Source organism: Bacillus sp. S3, from assembly GCF_005154805.1.
Classification (GTDB): domain Bacteria; phylum Bacillota; class Bacilli; order Bacillales; family Cytobacillaceae; genus Neobacillus.
Genome location: NZ_CP039727.1, coordinates 3359726 through 3385749, shown reverse-complemented (window position 1 = coordinate 3385749; position 26024 = coordinate 3359726). Strand labels below are relative to the sequence as shown.

Genomic DNA, 26024 nt, shown 5'->3' with positions numbered 1-26024 from the left:
AGCAGTAAGCTCCCCTTTTTTTAACGATGTTGCTGATAGATACTTGCCTTCGTCAACTCTTTTATGATTGCCACTTCTTCAAATGAAAGCGGCTGGCTTCGGACTGCCGCGGCGTTCCTTTTTATCTGTTCCGGGCTGCTAGCGCCGGCAAGCACAGAAGCAACTGCAGGATTGGCCAAATTATACTGAAGAGCTACTTCCGTAAACGAACGTGAAGCTGCCACTTTTTCTTTTACCAATGGTAGAACCGCCTGCAACTCCTCAAAATTATAGTCGAGGTAACCCTTTTCAGAAGCCTTATCTAACAGCTTATCACTTAATAGTCCCTTAGCAAGCGGCCCACGGGTCACAACACTAATGCCATGTTCATGAAGCAGCGGTAATGCCACTTCCTCAGGACGCCGGTCGAGGATGCTATATTGCATCATTACAGATACGATACTAGATTTTTCTACAAATTCTTTTATCACATTTGGGCGAATGGATGAAATCCCATAATATCGAATAAAACCTTCTGTTTTCAATTCTTCAAATGCTTCAATTGTTTCGTCAACCTGGTCTTCAATCGTTCCTCCATGTAATTGATAAAGGTCAATATAGTCAGTCCCAAGTCGTTTCAGGCTGTTTTTTACTGCTTCCTTAATATATTTCTTAGAAGGGTCCCAAGACCAGCTGGTCCGTTCATCATTCCAGCGGTTCCCAACCTTCGTTGCAATAATGACCTGTTCACGGACATCCCTTAATGTCTGTCCGACGATTTTTTCATTTACACCAAAATCATATAAATCGGCGGTATCGAAATAATTAATTCCCTCTTCAAGGGCTGCTTCAATGATTCGCCGTGCAGCCGCCTCTTCCGTACCAATCGACATACAGCCAAGTCCTAATTCACTCACATACAAATCCGAATTCCCAAGTTGTCTCTTTTTCAAAAAAATCCCCCCGTTCTTTTCCTACAATTTTAGTCAAGTTTGGGGCAGACTACAAACACTAGGCCTTATTTTTTGGTGATACTTTGGATCCAATCGGTTACAGAATTATATTCCTTATTATATTCTTTTAGTTTTTGCAGGATTTCCCATCCCTTGCCGACAAGGATGATTCCCTTTTCATGCACCACTACTTTCATCCATACCCCTCCAATTAAAGTATGGTAAAATGTATGACGAGATCTAATCGGAAAGAACAGGAGAGACAGTGATGACCAAACTTGAGGAAAAAACGCTGAGAAGCGAAGAAATCTTTTCAGGAAAAATAGTCAGTCTTTATTTGCAGGATGTCGAGCTGCCAAATGGTAAACAGGCAAAACGTGAAATTATTAAACATCCTGGGGCTGTCGCGATTTTAGCTATTACAAATGATAATAAGATTGTAGTGGTTGAACAATATCGAAAAGCATTAGAACGAACGATTGTGGAAATCCCTGCAGGTAAACTTGAGAAAGGAGAGGAGCCGGAGGTTTGTGCCCGTAGAGAACTGGAAGAAGAGACAGGATACGAGTGTAAAAGCCTTGAATTGCTTACATCCTTTTACACATCCCCGGGATTTGCAGACGAAATCGTCCATGTCTATTTAGCCAAAGGTCTTAAGAAAAAAGAAAATGCAGCGAGTCTTGATGAAGATGAATTTGTCAATCTTGAAGAATTAACACTTGAAGAGGCCTTCCAATATGTAAAAGAACAAAAGATTTATGATGCAAAAACCATCTATGCTGTTCAATACTTACAATTACAAGAGGCGTTGAAATAAAAATGAATCGCTACTATGTAGATTTACATATTCACATCGGAAGAACTTGGACAGGTAAGCCAGTCAAAATCACAGGAGCCAAGTCGCTGACGTTTACGAACATCATTGAGCACGCCCGGCACGAAAAAGGGCTCAATATGGTTGGAATCATCGACAGCCATTCTCCAGAAGTAATTCTCGAAATGGAAAGCCTGATCAAAAGCGGCGAAATCGTGGAACATCCAGATGGCGGATTAGTATTTGGAGATTTAACTGTAATTCCTGGTTCCGAATTGGAAATATACGATGAAGGATGTAACGGACCGATTCATTTACTTTGTTATTTTCCGAATCTGTCCATCATGCGGGAGTTTTCCTCATGGCTATCGGCCCATTTGAAGAATATTCAGTTGAGTTCACAAAGGATTTACGTAACAGGTCTTGTTTTGCAAAAAAAAGTAAAAGACCTAGGTGGTATCTTCATTCCTGCCCATGTATTCACACCATTTAAAAGTTTATATGGGAAAGGGGTCAATCAGTCTCTTACAGAGGTGCTTGACCCAAGCTTGATTGATGGGATTGAACTTGGACTAAGTTCAAATACCGAAATGGCAGACCAAATAAAAGAATTACATGACTATACATTTGTAACAAATTCAGATGCCCACTCACTTGCAAAAATTGCCCGTGAGTATCAAGTAATGGCGATGCAGGAACCAACATTCCTTGAATTACAAAAGGCATTAAAGGGAGAAGACGGACGGAAAGTTGTAGCCAATTATGGCCTTGATCCCTATCTTGGTAAATATCACAAAACTGTTTGTGCTGAATGTTTAAACCCCGTTGCTGATGATGATCAAATTTGCAACCTGTGTGGAAATAAAAAGATTATAAAAGGGGTAGCCGACCGGATTCTCGAACTAAAAACAGCAAAGAAAGGCCGAGAAGACAGGCCGCCATATGTTCATCAAGTACCGCTGGAGTTTATTCCGGGCTTGGGACCAAAGTTACTTGAGAAGCTTGTCAATCACTTTGGCAGTGAAATGGCGATTTTACACGAAGTACCATTTGAGGGTTTGAAAGAAGTTGTACCAGAAAAAATTGCCAATCTTATTATGAAAGCTAGGGAAGGTAAAGTAAACCTGGCAGCCGGAGGCGGCGGAAAATACGGAAAAATTGCAGATCAATAAAAGAAAATCAAAAAAGGGCCTTGGCCCTTCAGATTGTCGACAAAAGGCATTCCGAATAAGTCTATTCGGGTGCCTTTTGTCATTTTTAAGTATTTTTTGCTCAATTTTTCTTTGTACAAGACCCCTCCGGGGTCGTTTTTTATGCCATTGTTGGATTAACCCAAGTCCAGTTTGCCATCTTCTTTAAATTCATGGCAGCAAAAGTAAGCATCGCCTGCATAGACAATTTTTTAAGTCCCCTTAAAGTTGTCCATCGCATCCCATGCTTCTCTTTCGCGTCTGCAAAAACACGTTCAATCGTTTCCTTGCGTCGTGTGTAGATTATTTTATTTTCGTCTGTATGCCGAAGGTGTTCAGCTTCCTCAAGGTACGCTTCCCAAACATGCCGTTGAATTAGCTTTTGATGGTTTTTACTTTGCGTACATTGGGATAAAAACGGGCATTCTTTACACTGAACCGGATTTGAAAAATACTGCCGGTATCCTTCCTTCGTTGTCGTGCTATATTTCAACTCCTGTCCTCCCGGACAAAGGTAGCAATCATAGTGTTCATCATAAACAAAATCATTTTTTTTCAAATAACCTTCTTTGGTACGAGGGCGTGTATAAGGTAAAGCAGGACGAATCTCATTTCCAATTAAGTATTGAGCAATAGCAGGTGTTTTGTATCCAGCGTCAGCAGCAACAGCAACAGGTTTCCCTGAGTTTCCTATGACTTTTTCAAGAAGAGGCTCCAACATTGTACTATCATGAACATTACCAGGGGTGACAATTGCGCCTAAGACAAAGCCATTTTTATCAGCAGCCGCATGAAAAGAATAGGCAAACTGCTTCGTCCGTTCGTCCTTCACGTAATACCCACTTTCTGGGTCCGTGGTACTTTCCTTGATCTCCTTCGTTTCTTCCTTTTCAAATTTGTCAGGTGGGAAAGGCTTTTTCCCATGTTCTTCACGATCACAATTGATTTCTTGTTGGAGACGTTCTTGATACGCTTTCGTTTCCTTACGAACTACCTTTTTCTCAAATTTACGCTTATTGGCACTTGCCTTCACGTGCGTAGAATCAATAAAAACATGTTCGCTACTTACCAATTTCTTTTCGGCTGCCTGCTTTAGAATTCTGTAAAATATCTGTTCAAATAAGTCTGTATCCTTAAAACGGCGTTCATAGTTTTTACCGAAAGTAGAGAAGTGAGGCACCTTATCATGGAATCCATACCCAAGAAACCAACGATAAGCTAGGTTCGTTTCAATTTCTTCTATTGTTTTTCGCATCGAGCGAATACCGAACATATATTGAATAAATGCCATCTTAATTAATACAACAGGATCGATACTTGGACGTCCTCGTTCAGCAGAGTACATCTCTTGAACAAGAGGATAAATAAATGAAAAATCTATAGCAGCTTCCACTTTTCGGACCAAATGGTTCACCGGAACTAACTGTTCAAGGGTTATCATTTCTAATTGATCCCGATTCATCTGAGTATTTTTCGTTAGCATTTTCTTCATCACCTTACAAAATTAGTAGTATCTTCATTATACAAAAAAAACTGTAGGCAAATCCCCCAAAAATGGGGGATTTGTCTACAGTCTGAAGGGCCTTGGCCCTTTTTTGATTTTCTTTTACGGAATCTATTAAAAGTAGGTCATAGAATAACTAGACTGGCATAGAATGTAATAACTGAACCGAGAATAATAGGAGGAAAAAGCAGATGAAAAAACGATTATACCAGTCAGATGCCGCTAGTTATTTCCGTGAGCATTCCTCAATTTTTTTATTTATTGTTGTTTTATTTTTAATGGGCGTAATCTTTGGGGCTATTGTGGTTAATAGTATGAGCATTACGCAGAAGGAAGATTTATTCTATTATTTATCACAATTTTTTGGCCAAGTTTCTGACGGTAAAGTGGCGGAAGACAATGATTTGTTTTTGCAAAGCTTTTTCCACAACAGCAAGTTTATTGGCCTAATGTGGATTCTCGGAATATCCATTATTGGCCTGCCCGTCATTCTCATTCTCTTATTTATTAAAGGAATGGTTGTCGGATTTACAGTTGGCTTTCTTGTCAGTCAGATGGGCTGGAAGGGCTTTTTGCTAGCCTTCGCTTCGATTCTGCCACAAAACATGATTATCATTCCCGTGTTTATTATGATGGCAGCATTATCGGTCATATTTTCACTAAGAATGATAAAAAGGCAGTTTATGAAGAAATATGCACAACCCATTATGCCTTTTTTCAAAAGATATATATTTTCCTTACTTGCAGCAGTCATTTTTATATCCGCTGCATCTGGGATTGAAGCTTACTTATCACCATGGTTAATGAAAACTATAATGAGTTCGACTGGTTTATAAAAATTATTAAATGATAATAAGTATAAACCCTTGTTTATAATAATTTTATTTTGAATCTCTTTTGTCATCTGTTATAATGAGAATTAACAGTGGCGAGGGAGGGCCTTCAAGATGGAAACTAGAATCGAAAGAATAAAGAAACAGCTGCATTCAGCAAGCTATAAATTAACACCCCAACGTGAAGCAACCGTTCGAGTTTTACTAGAAAATGAAGAGGATCATTTAAGTGCGGAAGATGTGTACCTCCTCGTAAAAGAAAAATCGCCTGAGATTGGTTTAGCAACTGTTTATCGAACATTAGAGCTGCTAACGGAATTAAAAATTGTCGATAAAATAAATTTTGGTGATGGTGTTTCCCGTTATGATCTGCGTCAAGAAGGGGCAGCCCATTTTCACCATCATCTCGTTTGTATTGAATGTGGTGCTGTTGATGAAATTCAGGAAGATTTACTTGAAGATGTGGAAGCCGTGGTAGAGCGCAGATGGAATTTTAAAATAAAAGACCATCGACTAACATTTCATGGAATCTGCTACCGTTGTCAAGATAAAGAAAATGATAAAGCTGAATAAAAAACACAGGGTCCTTTTCACTGAAAGGGCTTTTTTCAATTCTCTCCGATTTTTAATAATTTCCCCCTAATACCGATTATTAGGTATAAAACCTGTACAATTTGGCATACCTTTTAGTAGATACTCGTAAATTGGGGGAAGTAGGATGATTTCTTTTATTAAAGTGGTGCTGCAAACCTTAAAGGTTTTTATAATATTCACTGGGTGCACGATACTCTTTTATTATGGTATCATGTGGGTATCTGAAGAATACCAAAATTATCATCGCTATGATGAACCTGAGGGAGCTGCGTTAAAGGTTTCAAACGCAGTGAAGGAAGACAGTTCTTCTATTTTAGATCGGCTGATGTTTTTTTATTTAAATGGGGAGTAAATGAGATGGAAGATCAATTAAAAAATTTTATGTATTACCTGACAGTTGAAAAAGCGCTGGCAAAGAATACAATAGTTTCGTACGAACGTGACTTAAAAAGTTATCTTCAATATTTAAAAAATATAGAATCCATTCAATTATTAAATGAAGTACAACGTGTTCATATTATCCACTTTTTGGCTTTTTTAAAGGATCAGGGAAAATCAACCAAAACATTGGCAAGGCATATTGCCTCGGTTCGGGCTTTTCATCAGTTTTTATTGAGAGATAAGGCGGCAGACCAAGACCCGTCCGTACTACTAGAAACACCGAAGCTAGAAAGAGCGCAGCCCAAGGTATTAAGTTTACAGGAAGTGGAGATTCTATTAGATGCCCCAAACCTGCATGATCATTTTGGGATGAGAGACAAGGCAATGCTAGAACTTCTTTACGCAACGGGGATCCGTGTAAGTGAACTAATTGGACTTGATCTTGAACACATCCATCTCACAATGGGATTTGTCCGTTGTATTGGACAGGGAAATAAGGAGCGAATTATTCCAATCGGAAGAACGGCAACAGAGGCAATCGGACATTATTTAGAACATAGCAGACCTCATTTTGTTACAGCAAAACACCATGACAATGCCTTATTTTTAAACCATCAAGGTCATCGGTTAACAAGACAAGGGTTTTGGAAAATATTAAAAAAGTTAGCAATAAAAGCTGGTATAACTAAAGAACTCACCCCGCATACTCTGCGCCACTCCTTTGCCACACATTTGTTGGAAAATGGTGCAGACTTAAAGGCGGTTCAAGAAATGCTAGGGCATGCAGATATTTCCACAACACAAATATATTCAAACGTTTCGAAAACAAAGCTAAAAGATGTTTATAGTAAATTTCATCCGCGAGCATAATAGAATGATAGATTCACATAAATGTCAAAAAACCACCGAAAATTTTGGTGGTTTTTCTTGTAATTTTGAAATCATTTAGTACAATATAGATGTCAGACTTCTGACAAATGTAAGCGAATAAGAAAATTATAATCCTAATTCACAAGGGGCAACATATTAGTTGTAAACGGTTTCAGTGTAAAAAGGAGGAAAAATCGTATGGCTGCAAATACATATAAACGTATTTTTATTGTCGTAATGGATTCAGTCGGCATTGGGGAGGCTCCTGATGCAGAAAAATTTGGTGACAAAGGTGCAGATACCTTTGGCCATATAGCTGAAAGGATGAACGGTCTTAAGATGCCGAATATGGCAAAATTAGGATTAAGTAATATCCGCGAAATTAAAGGGATTGAAAAAGCAGCAAAGCCACTAGCGTTTTATACAAAAATGATGGAAGCATCTAACGGGAAAGATACAATGACTGGTCACTGGGAAATTATGGGTTTGAATATTCAGACACCTTTCCGTGTATTTCCTGAAGGCTTTCCGGAAGAACTCACGTCTGAATTAGAAAAACGTACAGGCCGGAAAGTAATTGGCAATAAGCCTGCAAGCGGGACAGCTATTTTAGATGAACTTGGAGAAGAACATATGAAAACCGGGGCATTGATTGTGTATACATCAGCAGATTCCGTTCTGCAAATTGCTGCACATGAAGAAATTGTCCCACTTGAAGAACTTTATAACATTTGCAAAATTGCGCGAGAACTGACACTTGATGAAAAATATATGGTTGGCCGTATCATTGCCCGTCCATTCTTAGGAGAGCCCGGGAACTTTAAACGGACACCAAACCGTCATGATTATGCATTAAAACCCTTTGACCGTACGGTAATGAGTGAATTAAAGGACGCGGGTTTCGATGTAATCGCCATTGGTAAAATTTCTGATATTTATGACGGAGAAGGCGTTACGAAATCACTCAGAACGGTTTCTAATATGGATGGTATGGATAAGCTGGTCGAAACCTTGGATATGGATTTCACAGGAATCAGCTTTTTAAATTTAGTAGATTTTGATGCTTTATATGGTCACCGCCGTGACCCGGAAGGCTATGGTAATGCACTTGAAGAATACGATGCCCGTCTGCCGGAAGTGTTTGCAAAGCTAAAAGAAGATGATTTATTATTGATTACTGCAGACCATGGGAATGACCCTGTTGCCCCAGGTACAGACCATACACGTGAATATGTACCGTTACTTGTTTATTCAAAAAGGATAGTGGAAGGAAAAGAACTGCCTTTACGAGAGACATTTGCTGACCTTGGAGCGACTGTTGCTGAAAACTTTAAAGTAAAAATGCCTAAATATGGAAAAAGTTTTTTGAATGAATTGAAATAAGGGGGTAAGAAAGTGAATTTTGAGAATATCCAAAATGCAGCTCACTTTTTAAAAGAGAAATATCCAAAAACGTCAAGGATCGGTCTTATTTTAGGATCTGGATTAGGTGTTCTTGCGGATGAAATCACAAATCCGGTAAAAATACCTTATAATGAAATTCCTGATTTTCCTGTTTCTACAGTAGAAGGTCATGCGGGGCAATTAGTGTTTGGAATGCTAAATGGTGTGGAAGTTGTCGCAATGCAAGGTCGGTTTCATTTTTATGAAGGTTACAGCATGGATAAAGTGACATTCCCGGTTCGTGTTATGAAAGAATTGGGTGTAGAGATGCTAATTGTTACTAATGCGGCAGGCGGTGTGAATGAGAGCTTTTCGGCGGGAGATTTAATGATTATTACAGACCATATTAATAATATGGGGACAAATCCATTAATCGGACCGAATGATTCAAATCTAGGTGTCAGATTCCCTGATATGTCTGAAGCATATTCAAAAGATTTACGTGCTATAGCGAAAGAAATCGCGGAACGTTTAAACATTAAAGTTCAAGAAGGGGTCTATTTTGGAAATACTGGACCTGTTTATGAAACGCCGGCAGAAATTCGAATGGTCCGAGTTATGGGCGGTGATGCGGTTGGAATGTCCACTGTACCTGAGGTAATTGTTGCCCGTCATAGTGGGATAAAGGTTTTAGGAATTTCCTGCATCTCAAATATGGCTGCCGGAATCCTTGATCAGCCGCTAACCCATGACGAGGTAATCGAGACGACTGAAAGAGTGAAAGCTGATTTCCTTTCATATGTAAAAGAAATTGTGAAGAATATCGCGAAATAACGTGGCAATAAATTAAACAAAGTGGTGATAAGAATGAGAATGGTTGACTTAATCGAGAAAAAAAGAGATGGATTTGAATTAACAACCGAAGAGATTAATTTTATTATCAAGGGTTATACGGACGGTTCGATTCCGGATTATCAACTGAGCGCCTTAACAATGGCAATCTTTTTTAGTGGAATGACTGAAAATGAAAGAGCAGACTTAACGATGGCGATGGTTGAATCTGGTGATAAGATTGATCTATCACAAGTTGAAGGTATTAAAGTGGATAAGCACTCTACAGGGGGCGTAGGAGACACCACAACGCTAGTTCTGGGACCTCTTGTTGCCGCACTTGGAGTTCCGGTTGCGAAAATGTCTGGCCGCGGATTAGGCCATACTGGCGGAACAATTGATAAATTAGAGGCGGTTAAAGGCTTCCACGTTGAAATTGAAAATAATGAATTCATTGAATTAGTGAATAAAAATAAGATTGCAGTAATTGGGCAAAGCGGTAACTTAACACCTGCCGATAAAAAGCTTTATGCACTAAGAGATGTAACGGCAACCGTTGATAGCATTCCACTTATTGCAAGCTCTATAATGAGTAAAAAGATTGCTGCAGGCGCGGATGCGATTGTTCTTGATGTTAAAACGGGTGCTGGGGCCTTCATGAAGACGCTTGATGATTCACGAGAATTAGCAAAAGCAATGGTCCGAATTGGGAATAATGTTGGCAGAAGAACAATGGCTGTTATTTCCGATATGAGTCAGCCGCTTGGGTTTGCTATCGGAAATGCTTTGGAAGTGAAGGAAGCGATTGATACCCTAAAAGGTGAAGGACCTGAGGATCTAACAGAGCTTTGTTTAACACTAGGCAGCCACATGGTTTACCTTGCAGAAAAAGCTGACACCCTGGCAGAAGCACGTACAATGCTTGAAAATGTGATTAAGGATGGTTCTGCCCTTGAAAAATTAAAAGTATTTTTAAGTTCTCAGGGCGGCGACGCTGCGATTGTCGATGATCCATCTAAAATGCCACAAGCTAAATATATCTTTGAACTTGAGGCGAAGGAAGACGGTTATGTAGCCGAAATCGTTGCAGACGAGGTTGGAACTGCCGCGATGTTGTTAGGTGCTGGAAGAGCAACGAAGGAATCTGTTATAGACCTTGCTGTAGGCCTTGTACTAAGAAAGAAAATCGGCGACCAAGTGAAAAAAGGCGAATCACTCGTTACAATCTACAGCAACTTTGAAAATGTAGAAGAAGTAAAACAAAAGCTTTACGAAAATATCAAGACCTCAAACACAAAAGTAGACGCACCAATTCTTATTCACGGAGAAATAACAGAGTAAACACAATAATCCCTATAGAAGGGTAATAAAGGGTGTCAGGCACCATGTGAAAAATTCACATGGTGCCTGACACCCTATTTTTTTGTGTTGTTGGAGGAAATTATTGTATAAAGTAATTTATTTTGGAAAAAATGGAGGCTATAAAGAATGGAGGGTTATGCGAATGAAACGATTTGTCTCTTTCATAGTGACGTCTTTTTTACTTACTAGTTTATGGAGTCCATCTGCTTTTGCTGCCGAAGAAAAAAAGAGTACTGATATCGTCAGTAATGTTAAATCTGCTATTTTAATTGAACGGGATACAGGAACAGTTCTCTATGAGAAAAATGGGAATGAAAAGCTGCCGCCTGCCAGTATGACTAAAATCATGACCATGCTTCTAATCATGGAAGCTCTGGATCAAGGAAAGCTGACATGGGATGAAAAAATTCGCACTAGCGAATATGCAGCCTCTATGGGAGGATCACAAATTTTCCTTGAACCTGGAGAAGAGATGACAACAAAGGAAATGTTAAGTGGAATCGCGATTGGTTCCGGAAATGATGCATCTGTTGCGATGGCTGAAAAAATCGCCGGCTCTGAAGACGCGTTTGTTGATATGATGAACGATAAAGTAAAAGAATTGGGGTTAAAGGATACATTCTTTAAAAATACAACTGGACTTCCTGTAAGTGGTCATTACAGCTCAGCAGCAGACATGGCCGTAATGGCAAAAGAGCTTTTAAAATATGAAGACATTACAAAATTTACTGGTATGTATGAAGCATACCTTCGCGAAAATACAGACAAAAAATTCTGGCTCGTTAACACCAATAAATTAGTACGTTTTTACCCTGGTGTCGATGGCCTGAAAACAGGCTTTACTGCAGAAGCAAAATACTGCCTAACGGCAACAGCTCAAAAAGATGGTATGCGTGTGATTGCCGTTGTTTTTGGTGCTCCAACATCAAAAGAAAGAAATGCACAAGTTACCAAAATGCTTAATTATGCCTTTGCCCAATATCAAACACATCCGATGTTTAAACGAAATCAAACCATTGGTCAGGCGAAAATAAGCAAGGGGAAGGATAAGTCTATTGAGGCTGTGACAAGCGAACCATTATCGTTATTGACAAAAAAAGGGGAAAAGACAGCGGATGTGAAACAAAAGATTGTCATACAAAAAAATCTAAACGCTCCTATTACAAAGGGTGATAAAGTAGGGACAATAAAGCTCATTAAGAACGGAAAAGTCATCCTGGAAAGTCCGTTAGTAGCAGGTAAGAGTGTTAAGGAAGCAGGATGGTGGACACTTTACAAACGTTCATTCGGAATGTTTACAAAGGCTGGAAAGTAACGGACGGTGCGTGTCGAAACATCAAGATACATTACTAATTTTAGCGAATTACGACTAGTTTTGTATATATAGAAGGAGATTACCGTTTGTAAAGCGAATTGACTCACTATACCAGAATAAGGAGGACGGGGATAGTGAGTCTTAACATTGATATGGAAACTAAACATGATGTTTTATGTATTCGCTTAAGTGGTGAATTGGATCACCATACTGCGGATGAACTTCGTGAGCAGGCAGCAGCTATTATTGAAAAAAATGAAATTCGTCATATTGTTTTAAATCTTGAACAGCTTTCTTTCATGGATAGCTCTGGATTAGGGGTTATTTTAGGAAGATACAAACAAATTAAACAGGTTCATGGTGAAATGGTCGTTTGTGCAATTTCCCCAGCAATACAAAGATTATTCGATATGTCTGGTTTATTTAAAATTATCAAAATGGAACCGACAGAGGAATTTGCTTTGCAAAGATTGGGGGTAGCCTGAATGAAGAATGAAATGAAGCTAGAGTTCAGTGCTTTAAGTCAAAATGAATCATTTGCCCGTGTAACCGTTGCAGCCTTTATTGCTCAGCTTGACCCGACAATGGATGAGCTGACTGAGATTAAAACAGTTGTTTCAGAAGCAGTTACCAATGCGATTATTCATGGCTATGAAAATGATCCTAATGGAATTGTATATATTCAGGTTTCCATTGAGGATAGCCTGATTGATATGACCATTAAGGATGTTGGTTTAGGAATTGTAGATGTAGAGGAAGCGCGTCAGCCCTTATTTACAACAAAGCCGGAATTGGAACGGTCCGGTATGGGATTCACCATCATGGAAAACTTCATGGATGTGGTAGAGGTTCACACGCAGCCAGGCCGAGGAACCGAGGTTAAATTACGGAAGCATTTAAATTCCAGCAAAATGCTTTGCAATTAAGGAGACTTGCCAATGGATGTGGAGGTCAAGAACGAAAATAAACAAACGTATTTAAAGGATCATGAAGTGAAAGAGCTCATTAAAAAGAGTCAAGAAGGGGACCAGGAAGCTAGAGATTTAATTGTTGAAAAAAATATGAGGCTCGTTTGGTCTGTTGTCCAACGGTTTTTAAATAGGGGCTATGACCCGGATGACTTGTTTCAAATTGGTTGTATAGGATTATTAAAATCAGTTGATAAGTTTGATCTTTCTTATGATGTTAAGTTCTCCACATATGCTGTTCCGATGATCATTGGTGAAATTCAACGATTTATCCGCGATGATGGAACCGTGAAGGTAAGCCGATCGCTGAAAGAGATGGGGAACAAAATTCGAAAGGCAAAGGATGAACTATCTAAGATACTTGGGAGAATACCTACTGTTAATGAAATTTCAGCGCATTTGGAACTAACTCCTGAAGATGTAATCCTGGCTCAGGAAGCAAGCAGGACGCCTTCATCCATTCATGAAACCGTTTATGAAAACGATGGGGATCCAATTACATTACTAGACCAAATTGATGACGGTAATGAAGGGAAATGGTTTGATAAAATTGCTTTAAAAGAAGCCATTCGTGAATTGGACGAACGGGAAAGACTTATTGTTTATTTGAGATATTATAAAGATCAAACCCAGTCAGAAGTGGCTCTTAGACTTGGAATTTCTCAAGTTCAGGTATCGAGACTGGAAAAAAAGATTTTACAGCAAATGAAAGACCGTATGGATCTCTAATCCATACGGTTTTTTCTTTTATATACATGAAATATGGGAGCATTACTCATACTACATTCAAGGAAATCATTGTGTGGGAAGTGAATGTTTTGGAAAAAACAATCTACATTCGCATGCGGAATCGTGTTCAAGCCGAGCCGGAAGAAAAAGTTTTATTAAAGGATGCTGCTCAAATTATTGCCCCTGAAGCCATACGACCAATTTTAGAAACGATGATGATCCATCAATTAACCCCAAAGGATCGAAATATTGTTGTTATTGATGTAATGAAAGTTATCGAATTAATTACTAACAAATTTGGAGATTTGGAAGTTCAAACCATTGGCCCTGCACAAACGATTATTGAAGTAACATTTAAAAAGAAAGGTGTTTCTATTCCTTTTTTTCTTTTAATATGGATCCTATTATTTTTTGGATCAGCTATGACTATCATGAATTTTCATGATGATGTCAGTATGCAAAGTGTCCATGAAAAAATCTATACCATCATCACGGGTGAGAAGGACACGAAGCCATTACTTTTTCAAATACCTTATTCCATTGGTCTCGGTCTAGGCATGATTCTATTTTTCAATCATGTATTTAAGAAGCGGCTAAATGAAGAACCAAGTCCACTTGAAGTAGAAATGTTTAATTATCAAATGGATTTAGACAATTATGTCATTATTCATGAAAACAAAGAAAGTATGAAACGGCTTAATGACAACGATTAAAATATTGGCAGTATTATTTATTGGATTAGCAAGTGGATTAGCCGTAGGTTCTGGTTTTGTGGCGTTTCTTACCGTACTTGGAGTAATTCCAAGGCTGATGCAGTTAAGTAAGACAATGAAAATGATTCATCAGTATGAATGGGCTGTTGTAACCGGTGCTTTAGCAGGAGTCATCGGAAGCCTAAGAGATCCAGTATTGCATATTCCATCCTTTTTTTTAATTCTGTTGGGTATTACTGGCGGAATATTTGTTGGGATGCTGGGAGCTGCATTGACAGAAGTATTAAATGTTTTCCCCATTCTGGCGAAAAGGATTCGGCTGGATGGGCAAATTATCATATTAATCATGGCAATTGTATTTGGAAAAATATTTGGAGCTATTTTTCAATGGCTTTATTTTGTTCATCATTAAAAGGGTTTGTTATGAAAGGACATCAAAGTATGAGTAATCGGAGGCGGGTCATATTAGTAACAGATGGTGATGATTATGCAAGAAGAGCTGTTGAGTATGTTGCAAAGGAGATTGGCGGACGCTGCATTTCCTATTCTCATGGGAATCCTTCTACACTAACGGGTCCGGAAATCGTTAAGTTAATAAAAAAGGCCCCCCATGATCCTGTATTGGTGATGTTTGATGATAGCGGCATTGTAGGGGAAGGAGCGGGTGAATCAGCACTAAAGTTTGTAGCATTACATAAAGATATAGAGGTCCTTGGGGTTATTGCGGTAGCCGCAAAATCGAGACATGAGGAGTGGACAAGGGTAGACGTAAGTATTGACCGCGAGGGAGAGCTTACGCCGTATGGTGTTGATAAATATGGTATAGCAGAACTTGAAATCGGGAGAATAAATGGGGATACCGTTTACTGTCTTGATGAACTAGACATCCCCATTATCGTAGGAATTGGTGATATTGGCAAAATGGCAAGGCGTGACTCTTATAAACTTGGTTCACCAATTACAAAAAAAGCAGTGGAAATAATCCTTGAAAGGAGTGGCTTTCATGGCAAGAAATAATGAGCAAATGTGGCCGGTCCCGGAATCCGTAAATGAAATTGAAAACTATATGAAACAACGTGCAGGCCTTGGGGTAAGTTTTGATATAGGGATTAGAAAGTTAAAAATTCTTAAAAAAGATGTTCATATCTATTATGTAAATGGATTATGTGATTCGTTATATATCATTCAGCTGATTGAAGAATTAGTAGAGATCAATGATCATGAAAAATTATCAACAGATTTATTTAAAATTATTGATAATAGACTTGTTAACCAGTCGGTTGAACAGGTTAAAACACTTGATAAAATAGTCACTCAAGTCCTGTCAGGATTAATTGCCATTGTGATGGAAGGGCAAAATACTGCACTTGTCGTCGACGTAAGGAGCTATCCTGGCAGATCCCCGCAGGAGCCTGATACGGAAAAGGTTGTTCGAGGATCTCGTGATGGATTTGTCGAAAATATTATTCTCAACACAGCATTAACAAGAAGGAGAATCCGAGATGAACGGCTTCGCTTTGAAATGCTTCATGTAGGAAAGCGTTCAAAAACGGATGTAGCTCTTGGTTATTTAGAAGACGTAGCAGACGCTGATTTATTAAATATTCTACGTAAGGAAATTCTAGCAATCGATGTTGACGGAATTCCTATGGGAGATAAAACCATTGAAGAGTTTATCGTTAAACAAGGATGGAATCCGTTTCCAATGGTTAGATATACCGAAAGAGCAGATGTGGCGGCAGCTCATATTTTAGAAGGTCATGTGATTATTTATTGTGATACCTCACCAAGTGTCATTATCTCGCCAACCACTTATTTTCATCATGTTCAGCATGCTGAAGAATTTCGAGAATCACCGGCAATGGGGACATTTGTCCGTTGGACGCGGTTTTTAGGTGTTCTTGCGTCGATTGTGTTACTTCCGTTATGGTTACTATTCGTTTTGGAGCCGTCCTTATTACCTGAAAAGGTCTCCTTTATAGGTCCGAATGAACAAACTAATATTCCTGTTGTGGTTCAATTAATCATGGCCGATTTCGGTATCGAATTTTTAAGGATGGCAGCCATTCATACCCCGACTCCGTTATCAACCGCAATGGGCTTAATTGCTGCTGTGTTGATTGGTCAAATCGCGATTGACGTTGGTCTATTCGTTCCTGAGGTAATCCTTTATGTGGCAGTGGCAGGTATAGGAACATTTACAACTCCAAGCTATGAATTAGGTGTGGCCAATAAAATGGCCAGAATGGCATTAATGATATTGGTAGCGATCTTCCATACGCCAGGATTAATCATAGGCAGCACATTAATGTTTTTATTTGTTGTAAAAATGCGTGCGCTAAATACACCATACTTTTGGCCATTTCTTCCTTTTGAACCAAAAGGATTTATGCAGATTGTCTTCCGCAGGGCGATCCCTGGATCATTACTTAGACCTAGTATTGTCCACCCGCGGAATCGTTACCGGCAGCCGCCAAAGGCGAATGAGAAATAATTGCGGTTTTTTTTCTGTTATGCTAAAGTAATTTTAATTAAATAAAGGGATAAAAAATTTAAAAATAGGCAGTATCTTATGGAGATTCTGTCTATTTATTTATTATAATGGACTACATAAACTAAAGTGAGTTGTTTACGGAGAGAGGGAATAGAATGTATTTTTATGGGTCAACTGGGGTAAATAAAAACGGGCATTTAGAAATAGGCGGGGTTGATGCTGTCGAATTAGCGCAGCAATATGGAACACCGCTTTATGTGTATGATGTCGCCTTAATGAGAGAAAGAGCACGAGGATTTAAACAAACATTCGAAGAACTTAATGTAAAGGCACAGGTTGCTTATGCCAGTAAAGCATTTTCAACGATTGCCATGATCCAGATTGCAGAGGAAGAGGGGCTATCACTCGATGTTGTGTCCGGCGGAGAATTGTACACGGCCATAAAAGCCGGATTTCCGGTAGAAAAAATTCATTTTCACGGAAATAATAAAAGCCGGGAAGAATTGGAAATGGCATTAGACCACAAAGTTGGTTGTATAGTAGTTGATAATTTTACAGAACTGGAACTATTAAAAACAATCTGTCAAAAGAAACATGTGAATGTTAGTATTTTATTAAGGGTTACACCTGGAATTGAGGCACACACCCATGACTACATTTTAACTGGACAAGAAGATTCAAAATTTGGTTTTGATCTTCAAAATGGACAGGCGGAAGAGGCATTAAAAATGGCGATTCAGCTTAAAAATTTTGATGTTCTCGGAATTCATTGCCATATTGGTTCACAAATTTTTGAAACAACCGGGTTTTTGCTGGCTGCAAAAAAAATTGTTGAAAAGATGGAACAGTGGAAACATGAGTTTTCCTTTGAGGCAAAAGTGCTGAACTTGGGCGGCGGTTTTGGGATTCGTTATACAAAAGAGGATGAGCCAATACCCCCATCCCAATATGTAAGGGAGATTATTACTGAGGTGAAAAAATTGGCCGAACAGCACGCATTAACTATGCCGGAAATCTGGATAGAGCCTGGCCGGTCACTTGTTGGTGATGCCGGTATTACCCTATATCAGGTCGGTTCTTCAAAAGAAGTTCCAGGCGTCCGTAAATATTTAGCTGTTGATGGCGGAATGAGTGATAATATTCGCCCAGCTCTTTATCAAGCGAAATATGAAGCGGTCCTTGCTAATAAACCATTAGCTAAAGCCGATGAAACCGTCTCAATTGCCGGGAAATGCTGTGAATCGGGTGATATGTTAATTTGGGATTTACCACTTCCCGAGGCAGGAGAAGAGGATATTCTTGCCGTATTTTGCACAGGTGCATATGGCTATTCCATGTCGAACAACTATAACCGGATTCCGCGGCCTGCTGTCGTATTTGTTGAAAACGGAAAAGCCACTCTTGTTGTAAAAAGAGAAACGTATGAGGATTTAGTAAGGCTCGATCTGCCACTCAAATAAAGAAAAGCTGCCGCAATGCGGCAGCTTCAGATTGTCGACAAAAGGCATTCCGAATAAGCCTGTTCGGATGCCTTTTGTTATTCTTAAGTATTTTTTGCTCAATTTTCTTTGTACAGACCCCTCCGGGGTCGTTTTTTATACCATTGTTGGATTAACCCAAGTCCAGTTTGCCATCTTCTTTAAATTCATGGCAGCAAAAGTAAGCATCGCCTGCATAGACAATTTTTTAAGTCCCCTTAAAGTTGTCCATCGCATCCCATGCTTCTCTTTCGCATCTGCAAATACACGTTCAATCGTTTCTTTGCGTCGAGCGTAGATTATTTTATTTTCGTCTGTATGCCGAAGGTGTTCAGCTTCCTCAAGATACTCTTCCCAAACATGCCGTTGAAGTAGCTTTTGATGGTTTTTACTTTGTGTACATTGGGATAAAAACGGGCACTCTTTACAATGAGCTGGATTCGAAAAATACTGCCGGTATCCTTCCTTCGTTGTCGTGCTATATTTTAACTCTTGTCCTCCCGGACAAAGGTAGCAATCATAGTGCTCATCATAAACAAAATCGTTCTTTTTCAAATAACCTTCTTTTGTACGAGGGCGGGTATAAGGTAAAGCAGGGCGAATCTCATTTTCAATTAAGTATTGAGCAATTGCAGGTGTTTTGTATCCAGCGTCAGCAGCAACAGCAGCAGGTTTCCTTGAGTTCTCTATGACTTTTTCAAGAAGAGGCTCTAACATCGTACTATCATGAACATTACCAGGGGTGACAATCGCGCCTAGGACAAAGCCATTTTTATCGGCAGCTGCATGAAAAGAATAGGCAAATTGCTTCGTCCGCTCGTCCTTCACGTAATACCCACTTTCTGGGTCCGTGGTACTTTCCTTGATTTCCTTCGTTTCTTCCTTTTCAAATTTGTCAGGTGGGAAAGGCTTTTTCCCATGTTCTTCACGATCACCATTGATTTCTTGTTGGAGACGTTCTTGATATGCTTTCGTTTCCTTACGAACTACCTTTTTCTCAAATTTACGCTTATTTGCACTTGCCTTCACGTGCGTAGAATCAATAAAAACGTGTTCGCTACTTACCAGTTTCTTTTCGGCTGCCTGCTTTAGAATTCTGTAAAATATCTGTTCAAATAAGTCTGTATCCTTAAATCGGCGTTCATAGTTTTTACCGAAAGTGGAGAAGTGAGGCACCTTATCATGGAATCCATACCCAAGAAACCAACGATAAGCTAGGTTCGTTTCAATTTCTTCTATCGTTTTTCGCATCGAGCGAATACCGAACATATATTGAATAAATGCCATCTTAATTAATACAACAGGATCGATACTTGGACGTCCTCGTTCAGCAGAGTACATCTCTTGAACAAGAGGATATATAAATGAAAAATCTATAGCAGCTTCAACTTTTCGGACCAAATGGTTCTCCGGGACTAACTGTTCAAGAGTTATCATTTCTAATTGATCCCGATTCATCTGAGTATTTTTCGTTAGCATTTTCTTCATCACCTTACAAAATTAATAGTATCTTCATTATACAAAAAAACTGTAGGCAAATCCCCAAAAAATGGGGGATTTGTCTACAGTCTGAAGCTGCCGCAATGCGGCAGCTTTTCTTATGAAAAAATAGATTTTATTGCATCGATAAGCCAAATGAAAAATTGCTTGATTTTTTCTAAAAATCCCTGACCTTCTTCGGATTGCAGGAATTTTGAAATCCGGTCTTTCGCTTTATTAAGCTGATCGCTTACTTGGTTCCAGTCAATGTTTAAATCCTTCAGTTTGTTAAAAAAGTCAATCAGCCTTTGCATTTCATCAGCGGTAAGGGTTACATTTAAATCTTTTGCAGCCTGTTCAATAATTTTTCGTAGTTCTTCATCATTTTTCGGTTTGTTTTTAGCAATTTCTTCTTTTACTTTTGCAATTAGGGCAGCAGCATTCTTTTCACCGATGGAGTCACCGAGTTTGGCGGTTTCTACCATTTCTTGATTCGCAGCCTGTTTTACCTCTTCTGGAATCGTTTTATCGGCTGAAATTTCATATGCCTTGATAATGCCTGTTAGGGCTGCGGTTCCGGAAACAGATATAGGGGCTGTAATATAGATATTGGCATCTTTAACCCCTGCGGTAATCAAGGCATTGACATACATTTCATCCGTAACCCAGTTAATGTTCTTGGTTTTTACCGTTATCCCTGACCCTTTAGGTGCAATGGTAATGGCTGAGGAGGAGATGGCCTTAGTGCCGATAAGTGATTTTGCGACATAGTTCCCTAAATATTGATGCTCCTCTTGATTCGATACAGTGACAATTTGGACGTCTGTTGGTGCACCCATTTCTTCTAGCAGGGTAGTTTTTTGTGTTTCCGTTAAATTTTCGCCTAAGGTAACAATCATATCCCCCTCTGCCATGTCTGCAAAGCTGTGGTTGGGCAGAGTGAATATCATCATTGATAGCAGAAGAACGATTATTTTTTTCATTGTTTGCCTCCTTGAAGTGTATCCATAAGAAAAAGGTTTTTTATAGCTCTTTTACTAATATAACCGAAACCCTTAATATAAACGAAAAATTTACTCTGGAAGTTTCATAGTTTTAAAAATATTTATGGTTTAATTTACATCTTTGAAAGTGGAAATAGATTATTTTTGTTATTTAGTGTAGAATGGTGGCAGGAAAGAACTCTTTTGGGGGATAAGTTTTCATGAGAAAGAATTGGATTTTGTTTGGTGTCCTTATTGGTATTTCGGTCATATGGGGATTAATCTACTGGCTTTTTATTGCACCTAATCGATAGAAATTTTTGTATTTGATGATTGCCTTTAATTTATGTATGATTGTGTTTAGTGAAACATAATAAAATCTACTACATATAATGTATAATGATTAGTAATGATTTTTTTGGAAAAAATATACTATTGTTAAACCAGGAATTTCATCGGTTTATTTAATATAATGAGGGATCAAAATGTTAATTCGTTATAAGAAGACATTCGAAAAAATCGCCATGGGTTTATTGTCCTTTATGCCAAATGAAAAGGATTTGAAGAAGCTCCAGATCACAATGAAGGAATATGAGACCGAAGAGGATTGGCAGCTTTTTTTGTGGAAAGAAGAAGACATAATTGGACTTCTTGGTATTCTTTATCAGAATGATGCGAATGCCTTGGTGATTCAGCATATATCAGTAAACCCTTCCCATCGTTTTCAGGGTATTGGGAAAAAAATGGTGAAGGCATTGAAAGAAATGTATGCAGACAAGGAAATAATCTCAAATGAAAATACGGCGGCATTTATTGAAAAATGTGATGTTTGCTAGTTAGACTATATCAAAAGGCAGAGAATAAATTATTCTTTGCCTTTCCGCATTTTCAAGGACTGATGTCTTTCCTCGATAACGCCTGATCGATCCCGTAAGGTATGGCGATGAATGAGGCTGATATTAGTGTAATCACTATCTTTTCCCCAGGGAAAACCTGCTTTTACACAATAGTTTTCGCACATTTTTAGCAGCGTTGAGTCACAAATCGGTAAATCAAAACTGCTATAGGCTGCCTCTTTTTCAATTAAGGATAAACGGACTGTTAATAAATCATTTAGGAGCTGCTTCTCCAAGCCAAGTTTTCTTAACCAGCCAGCCTGTGTCTCAAAAATCTTTATTGCCTTTTCTAATGTCCTTCTTGCCCCATTGAAATTGCTCCTGCGGTGATGATAGGTAGAAACCGCTAATAATATGAGACCAACCCAGATAGATGATTTATTTCGGCAATCTGTGTTTTTCCAATATTCCTCAAGTATTTCATGACATTCAAAATAATCCCGGTCTCCATGAAAATGGGCTAAAAATTGGATATACTCTTTTGGATACAAGCAATCACTCCTAAGCAGTTTATGTAATTTCTATTTTAACATAAAAGCCCGCCAAAATTGACGGGCCTCATATTGCGCTTATTACTTAGTAAACCCAAGCAGCACCAACGATAATTAATAAAATGAATAAAACAACAATTAAGGCGAAGCCGCCGCCATATGCGCCATCCATATTAAAACCTCCTACATATTTTTTATTCGTTTCCTTGTCATTTTATGTAGGAGTATTGTCCATTGTTATGGGCAAACATCCTGTTTTCAATAGAAAGTATGATAGGTGATTTTTCTATTGGATAACCCCTTCGGAATCCTCTATACTATACATGGTGTACAAAAATTTATTTTTTAAGAATTTTGGTGAATGAACATGCCATATCAGGTGAAGATTGATGCGTTTGAAGGGCCGTTAGATTTGCTTCTCCATTTAATTAATCGGCTCGAAATTGATATCTATGATATTCCAGTTGCTGAAATTACCGAGCAATACTTCCTATATATTAAAACGATGAATGAACTGCAACTTGATGTTGCCAGTGAATTTTTAGTAATGGCGGCTACATTACTCGTAATTAAAAGTAAGATGCTTTTACCAAAGCATGAAGAGGTATTCGATGAGGCTGATTCTGAACTGACGTACGAAGAAGACCCGAGGGAAGAGCTTGTTGAGCGCTTAATTGAGTATCGAAAATATAAAGAGGCTGCACATGACCTGAAAACAATGGAAGAAGAACGAGGACTTATGTATACCAAGCCGCCAAGTGATCTTTCTGATTTTGCAAAAGAAAAACAGCCGGAAAAAGCAGAATTAAATGTCTCTTTGTACGATATGCTTGCTGCCTTCCAGAAGCTTCTGCGAAGGAAGAAATTGCAGCGGCCAATGACAACAAAAATTGCCCGTCAAGAAATATCGATAGAAAAAAGAATGACAGAAATTATGGTTGAATTAAAACAGCTTAAAGGAAGAAAAAACTTTAATGAATTATTTCCATATCCCGCTAAGGATCATATAGTTGTAACGTTTCTGGCTATATTGGAACTTATTAAGAGAAACGTGATCGACGTGGAACAGAACGGAAACTTTGGTGACATCTTTGTGGAAGCTGTAAAGAAAGGGGCAGAAGCAGTTGGAAATAATTAATTGGAGCAGCATACTTGAAAGCCTATTATTTGCAGCCGGTGATGAGGGCCTTTCGCTAAAGCAGCTAGCGGAGGTTTTGGAAGTAGATGAACTTAGAGTAAATGAACTGATTGAGAACTTAAGGAAGGAATATGAAGAAGCGAATAGAGGCATAATGGTTGTCCAACTGGCTGGAACCTACCAACTTGCAACTAAGAAAGAAAATGCGGTCTATTTAAAGAAGCTAGTCGATTCTCCCCATACATCTACACTGTCTCAGGCAGCGTTAGAGACGTTGGCCATTATTGCCTATAAACAGCCCATTACCCGTGCTGAAATTGAGGAGATTCGCGGTGTGAAAACGGAAAGGCCGCTGCATACACTTGTATCAAAGATATTAATTAAGGAGGTTGGCAGGGCTGAAGGGACAGGAAGGGCTTTTCTATATGGTACAACAAAGGAATTTCTTGATTATTTTGGTTTAAAAAGTCTCAAAGAGCTTCCACAGCTTCCGGAAAAAGTGGAGGAAGAATTTATCCAAGAAGAAGCAGACCTGTTTTTTGAGAAATTTACAGAAACAATTAATTCCTAAACTACAATCACAGGAAGTTTTTATGCTAAAATAAATATACGTTTTCATAATGGTTATTCAGTTATCCAAGAAGAATTGGGCATTTCGATGAGGAGCGGGATGAAGTTGCTAATTAAAGAGTGTAAAGGTTTTGAATTAGAAAAAGAAAAGTCAAATACTTCAGAGGACTTTTTTAACAGAAGTGAAGTGACGTTCGTTGAGGATGGAGAGGAAAAAACCCTTCACGTTCTATATGTGAGGTATTTTGATCAAATTATCTCTGAGTTTACTCCGTATCAGCAAGACCCGGTTATTACCCAAGAAGGATTTGAAGTGTATTTTAAAGAAATAGCAGCACTTGTCTGTCTGTTGAAAAATCCTGGTCTTCGCAGCCGTAAACGTCTATATATTAATTCTAAGCATGAATTTGCTGCTTATTTTCAAAATATTAATTTTACAAAATTACCTGAAATATTGCTTTCTGTTAAACAAAATAAAGGGTATGAGCTTCGATCACCACTTGAGTTTGTCTTGCAGCCGCAATAAACGATCCATGGGGATATATTTAGGGGGTAATTATGGGAAATACGTTGGTTAAAACGCAGCTAAATGATGTGAAAGAATTTTTAACGAAGTCGATCGCAACACTTGAGGATTTTTTAAATGAATCAACTATTTCGCAATTATCAATAGAAACTGATGAGGATCGTAATTACAATAAATTAGTCTTTTCTAATTTACGGAAATTAGTTGTATTTAGTGGAGAAGGTCTTGAAACTTGCTCTATTATTTTGCTGAACGAACCTTTTCAAAAAGCGGCAGCAGAAAAAACTCTTTATAAAATTTATCATCAATGTATCGAAGAGTTTTTCTCGCCGAAGAATGATGCATGGTTTGAAGATAGCAGGTCTGCCTATACAGGAAGGAACTCAATTAAATTTTATCGAAATGTTTCGGAGAGTATAGTACAACTGATCCAGAGCTTAGAAGGAGACTTTCAGAGAATTAGAGAAGAACTGGAGTACTATGAAACAGATTACCGAACAAAGATGATACAAACGAAATAAAGTGATGACTGTCCAGTAGATGGGCAGTCTTTTTCGTTCTTAACCATTGAAAAAACTCATACCCTTTAGGAAGAATGCCTGATGACCAAAACACTGAATAGATGGAGTGAGCAGAATGGATCGTTTCAGCCAATATGTAAATGAACTATTTGATTGGAATGAACAAATGAAGCAATTTCTACAATCAGAGAAGGTTGGCCACGACTCTGAATTATGGGAAAAACTTGATGAATTTACCGAATTAATTGAAGGTACGAACCGGGAGTTATCATCAGAAGAATTGCTTAGTTTGCAAGCGAAAGCCGAGAACATCCATGAGCAATTGGAGCATTACTTTCGAAGGAAGCAAGAGGTTGGGAATATTTGGATTATAGAAAAAGCTCTCCCTCCTGGCGGGCATACCCTTCCAGATCTGCCATACCCCTATAATGGTTTAGAGCCATATATATCAGAGGAAATCATGAAATTGCATCACGACAAGCACCACCGATCATATGTTGATGGATTAAATCGGGCGGAACTCCATTTAAAAAAGGCAAGGGAAACCAATGATTTTTCATTGATAAAACATTGGTCTAGAGAACTTGCCTTTCATGGATCGGGTCATTATCTTCATACAATTTTTTGGCGGGTTATGAGCCCCAATGGCGGAGGAAATCCACAAGGATTGTTAAATGAAGAAGTACAACGATATTTTGGAAGTGTTGAGGCCTTTAAAAAACAGTTTTCAGAAGCTGCCAAGCAAGTAGAGGGTGGCGGATGGGCCATTTTGGTTTGGTCACCGAGAGCGAGACATTTAGAAGTACTGCAAACTGAGCGGCATATGTTGTTAACGCAATGGGATACAATTCCTCTCCTCGTTCTCGATGTTTGGGAGCATGCTTATTATCTGCAATATAAGAATAACAGGGCAGAATATGTAGACAATTGGTGGAATATCGTGAACTGGCATGAGGTAGAAATTCGGTTTGAAAAAGCGGCAGATATTAAGTGGCCCGCCTTTTGATCCAGAAAAAAGCAATGAATTTA

Annotated in this window: 31 protein-coding genes; 24 read left to right on the top strand and 7 right to left on the bottom strand. The window is 38.7% G+C overall.

Annotated elements, in window-relative coordinates; all coding sequences use genetic code 11:
- Positions 1-20: 20 nt before the first annotated feature.
- Positions 21-932, bottom strand: a complete 912-nt coding sequence (locus FAY30_RS16385) for an aldo/keto reductase (protein ID WP_149870872.1) — start codon at positions 930-932, stop codon at positions 21-23.
- 65 nt (positions 933-997) lie between these two features.
- Positions 998-1129, bottom strand: a complete 132-nt coding sequence (gene mciZ, locus FAY30_RS16380; RefSeq protein ID WP_149870871.1) for a Z-ring formation inhibitor MciZ — start codon at positions 1127-1129, stop codon at positions 998-1000.
- Positions 1130-1200: 71 nt separating this feature from the next.
- Between mciZ and FAY30_RS16375 the strand changes: the two genes are divergently transcribed.
- A complete protein-coding gene (locus FAY30_RS16375; RefSeq protein ID WP_149870870.1) occupies positions 1201-1749 on the top strand; it encodes an NUDIX hydrolase in 549 nt (182 codons plus the stop codon).
- Between the two features lie 2 nt (positions 1750-1751).
- Positions 1752-2918 carry an endonuclease Q family protein gene (locus tag FAY30_RS16370; protein WP_149870869.1) on the top strand — a complete coding sequence of 389 codons (1167 nt, stop codon included), beginning with the start codon at positions 1752-1754 and terminating at the stop codon, positions 2916-2918.
- Between the two features lie 139 nt (positions 2919-3057).
- Here FAY30_RS16370 and FAY30_RS16365 read toward each other — a convergent pair whose 3' ends face one another.
- On the bottom strand, positions 3058-4419 hold the full coding sequence (locus FAY30_RS16365; RefSeq protein ID WP_149870868.1) for an IS1182 family transposase: 1362 nt from the start codon (positions 4417-4419) through the stop codon (positions 3058-3060).
- Between the two features lie 212 nt (positions 4420-4631).
- Here FAY30_RS16365 and spoIIM point away from each other — a divergent pair, with 212 nt between their 5' ends.
- From spoIIM to lysA, 16 genes are all read left to right on the top strand, one after another.
- The gene (gene spoIIM, locus FAY30_RS16360; protein ID WP_149870867.1) at positions 4632-5276 is read left to right on the top strand and encodes a stage II sporulation protein M; all 645 of its coding nucleotides are present in this window, start codon (positions 4632-4634) and stop codon (positions 5274-5276) included.
- A 111-nt stretch (positions 5277-5387) separates the two neighbouring features.
- The gene (locus tag FAY30_RS16355) at positions 5388-5846 is read left to right on the top strand and encodes a ferric iron uptake transcriptional regulator (RefSeq protein ID WP_149870866.1); all 459 of its coding nucleotides are present in this window, start codon (positions 5388-5390) and stop codon (positions 5844-5846) included.
- A 145-nt stretch (positions 5847-5991) separates the two neighbouring features.
- Positions 5992-6219: a YqzK family protein gene (locus FAY30_RS16350; RefSeq protein WP_149870865.1), complete on the top strand. Its 228-nt coding sequence runs from the start codon at positions 5992-5994 to the stop codon at positions 6217-6219.
- A 5-nt stretch (positions 6220-6224) separates the two neighbouring features.
- Positions 6225-7118 (top strand): site-specific tyrosine recombinase XerD, encoded by an 894-nt coding sequence (xerD, locus tag FAY30_RS16345; protein ID WP_149870864.1) that lies wholly within the window; start codon positions 6225-6227, stop codon positions 7116-7118.
- Between the two features lie 198 nt (positions 7119-7316).
- Positions 7317-8501, top strand: a complete 1185-nt coding sequence (deoB, locus tag FAY30_RS16340; protein WP_149870863.1) for a phosphopentomutase — start codon at positions 7317-7319, stop codon at positions 8499-8501.
- A 12-nt stretch (positions 8502-8513) separates the two neighbouring features.
- The gene (locus FAY30_RS16335) at positions 8514-9335 is read left to right on the top strand and encodes a purine-nucleoside phosphorylase (RefSeq protein ID WP_149870862.1); all 822 of its coding nucleotides are present in this window, start codon (positions 8514-8516) and stop codon (positions 9333-9335) included.
- 33 nt (positions 9336-9368) lie between these two features.
- A complete protein-coding gene (locus FAY30_RS16330) occupies positions 9369-10673 on the top strand; it encodes a pyrimidine-nucleoside phosphorylase (protein ID WP_149870861.1) in 1305 nt (434 codons plus the stop codon).
- Positions 10674-10836: 163 nt separating this feature from the next.
- Positions 10837-12009 carry a D-alanyl-D-alanine carboxypeptidase family protein gene (locus tag FAY30_RS16325; RefSeq protein WP_149870860.1) on the top strand — a complete coding sequence of 391 codons (1173 nt, stop codon included), beginning with the start codon at positions 10837-10839 and terminating at the stop codon, positions 12007-12009.
- Positions 12010-12143: 134 nt separating this feature from the next.
- Positions 12144-12494, top strand: a complete 351-nt coding sequence (spoIIAA, locus tag FAY30_RS16320) for an anti-sigma F factor antagonist (RefSeq protein ID WP_149870859.1) — start codon at positions 12144-12146, stop codon at positions 12492-12494.
- Positions 12495-12935: an anti-sigma F factor gene (gene spoIIAB / locus FAY30_RS16315; RefSeq protein WP_149870858.1), complete on the top strand. Its 441-nt coding sequence runs from the start codon at positions 12495-12497 to the stop codon at positions 12933-12935.
- 12 nt (positions 12936-12947) lie between these two features.
- Positions 12948-13706 carry an RNA polymerase sporulation sigma factor SigF gene (gene sigF / locus FAY30_RS16310; protein ID WP_149870857.1) on the top strand — a complete coding sequence of 253 codons (759 nt, stop codon included), beginning with the start codon at positions 12948-12950 and terminating at the stop codon, positions 13704-13706.
- Positions 13707-13795: 89 nt separating this feature from the next.
- Positions 13796-14419, top strand: a complete 624-nt coding sequence (locus tag FAY30_RS16305) for a stage V sporulation protein AA (protein WP_150136692.1) — start codon at positions 13796-13798, stop codon at positions 14417-14419.
- Positions 14406-14831 (top strand): stage V sporulation protein AB, encoded by a 426-nt coding sequence (locus FAY30_RS16300; protein WP_149870855.1) that lies wholly within the window; start codon positions 14406-14408, stop codon positions 14829-14831. The genes FAY30_RS16305 and FAY30_RS16300 overlap by 14 nt, the downstream gene beginning before the upstream one ends.
- 29 nt (positions 14832-14860) lie before the next feature.
- Positions 14861-15436: a stage V sporulation protein SpoVABEA gene (locus FAY30_RS16295; RefSeq protein WP_149870854.1), complete on the top strand. Its 576-nt coding sequence runs from the start codon at positions 14861-14863 to the stop codon at positions 15434-15436.
- Entirely contained in the window at positions 15423-16913 is a 1491-nt protein-coding gene (locus FAY30_RS16290) for a spore germination protein (RefSeq protein ID WP_149870853.1), read from the top strand. Before FAY30_RS16295 ends, FAY30_RS16290 begins: the two co-directional genes overlap by 14 nt.
- A 155-nt stretch (positions 16914-17068) precedes the next feature.
- Entirely contained in the window at positions 17069-18373 is a 1305-nt protein-coding gene (gene lysA / locus FAY30_RS16285; RefSeq protein WP_149870852.1) for a diaminopimelate decarboxylase, read from the top strand.
- 135 nt (positions 18374-18508) lie between these two features.
- On the opposite strand, the gene FAY30_RS16280 is transcribed toward lysA, so the two are convergent.
- Together FAY30_RS16280 and FAY30_RS16275 are read right to left on the bottom strand one after the other, a co-directional pair.
- Positions 18509-19870, bottom strand: coding sequence for an IS1182 family transposase (locus FAY30_RS16280; protein WP_149870851.1), 1362 nt, complete (start codon positions 19868-19870; stop codon positions 18509-18511).
- Between the two features lie 119 nt (positions 19871-19989).
- A complete protein-coding gene (locus FAY30_RS16275; protein WP_149870850.1) occupies positions 19990-20853 on the bottom strand; it encodes a DUF1002 domain-containing protein in 864 nt (287 codons plus the stop codon).
- A 485-nt stretch (positions 20854-21338) separates the two neighbouring features.
- On the opposite strand from FAY30_RS16275, the gene FAY30_RS16270 reads away from it, so the two are divergent.
- Complete coding sequence (locus FAY30_RS16270) at positions 21339-21689, top strand: GNAT family N-acetyltransferase (protein ID WP_149870849.1); 351 nt, start codon at positions 21339-21341, stop codon at positions 21687-21689.
- 29 nt (positions 21690-21718) lie between these two features.
- Here FAY30_RS16270 and FAY30_RS16265 read toward each other — a convergent pair whose 3' ends face one another.
- Both FAY30_RS16265 and FAY30_RS16260 read right to left on the bottom strand, forming a co-directional pair.
- Positions 21719-22240: a DUF309 domain-containing protein gene (locus FAY30_RS16265; RefSeq protein ID WP_149870848.1), complete on the bottom strand. Its 522-nt coding sequence runs from the start codon at positions 22238-22240 to the stop codon at positions 21719-21721.
- 85 nt (positions 22241-22325) lie between these two features.
- Positions 22326-22412 carry a YjcZ family sporulation protein gene (locus tag FAY30_RS16260; protein WP_149872750.1) on the bottom strand — a complete coding sequence of 29 codons (87 nt, stop codon included), beginning with the start codon at positions 22410-22412 and terminating at the stop codon, positions 22326-22328.
- 195 nt (positions 22413-22607) lie between these two features.
- On the opposite strand from FAY30_RS16260, the gene FAY30_RS16255 reads away from it, so the two are divergent.
- The 5 genes from FAY30_RS16255 to FAY30_RS16235 all read left to right on the top strand — a co-directional run bounded on the left by FAY30_RS16255 (position 22608) and on the right by FAY30_RS16235 (position 26001).
- Positions 22608-23378, top strand: coding sequence for a segregation/condensation protein A (locus FAY30_RS16255; RefSeq protein WP_149872749.1), 771 nt, complete (start codon positions 22608-22610; stop codon positions 23376-23378).
- Positions 23365-23949: an SMC-Scp complex subunit ScpB gene (gene scpB / locus FAY30_RS16250; RefSeq protein ID WP_149870847.1), complete on the top strand. Its 585-nt coding sequence runs from the start codon at positions 23365-23367 to the stop codon at positions 23947-23949. Before FAY30_RS16255 ends, scpB begins: the two co-directional genes overlap by 14 nt.
- Positions 23950-24054: 105 nt before the next feature.
- Positions 24055-24474, top strand: a complete 420-nt coding sequence (locus FAY30_RS16245) for a hypothetical protein (protein WP_411675498.1) — start codon at positions 24055-24057, stop codon at positions 24472-24474.
- A 32-nt stretch (positions 24475-24506) separates the two neighbouring features.
- Complete coding sequence (locus tag FAY30_RS16240) at positions 24507-24995, top strand: YpuI family protein (RefSeq protein WP_149870845.1); 489 nt, start codon at positions 24507-24509, stop codon at positions 24993-24995.
- 115 nt (positions 24996-25110) lie between these two features.
- Positions 25111-26001 carry a superoxide dismutase gene (locus tag FAY30_RS16235; protein WP_149870844.1) on the top strand — a complete coding sequence of 297 codons (891 nt, stop codon included), beginning with the start codon at positions 25111-25113 and terminating at the stop codon, positions 25999-26001.
- Positions 26002-26024 lie beyond the last annotated feature (23 nt).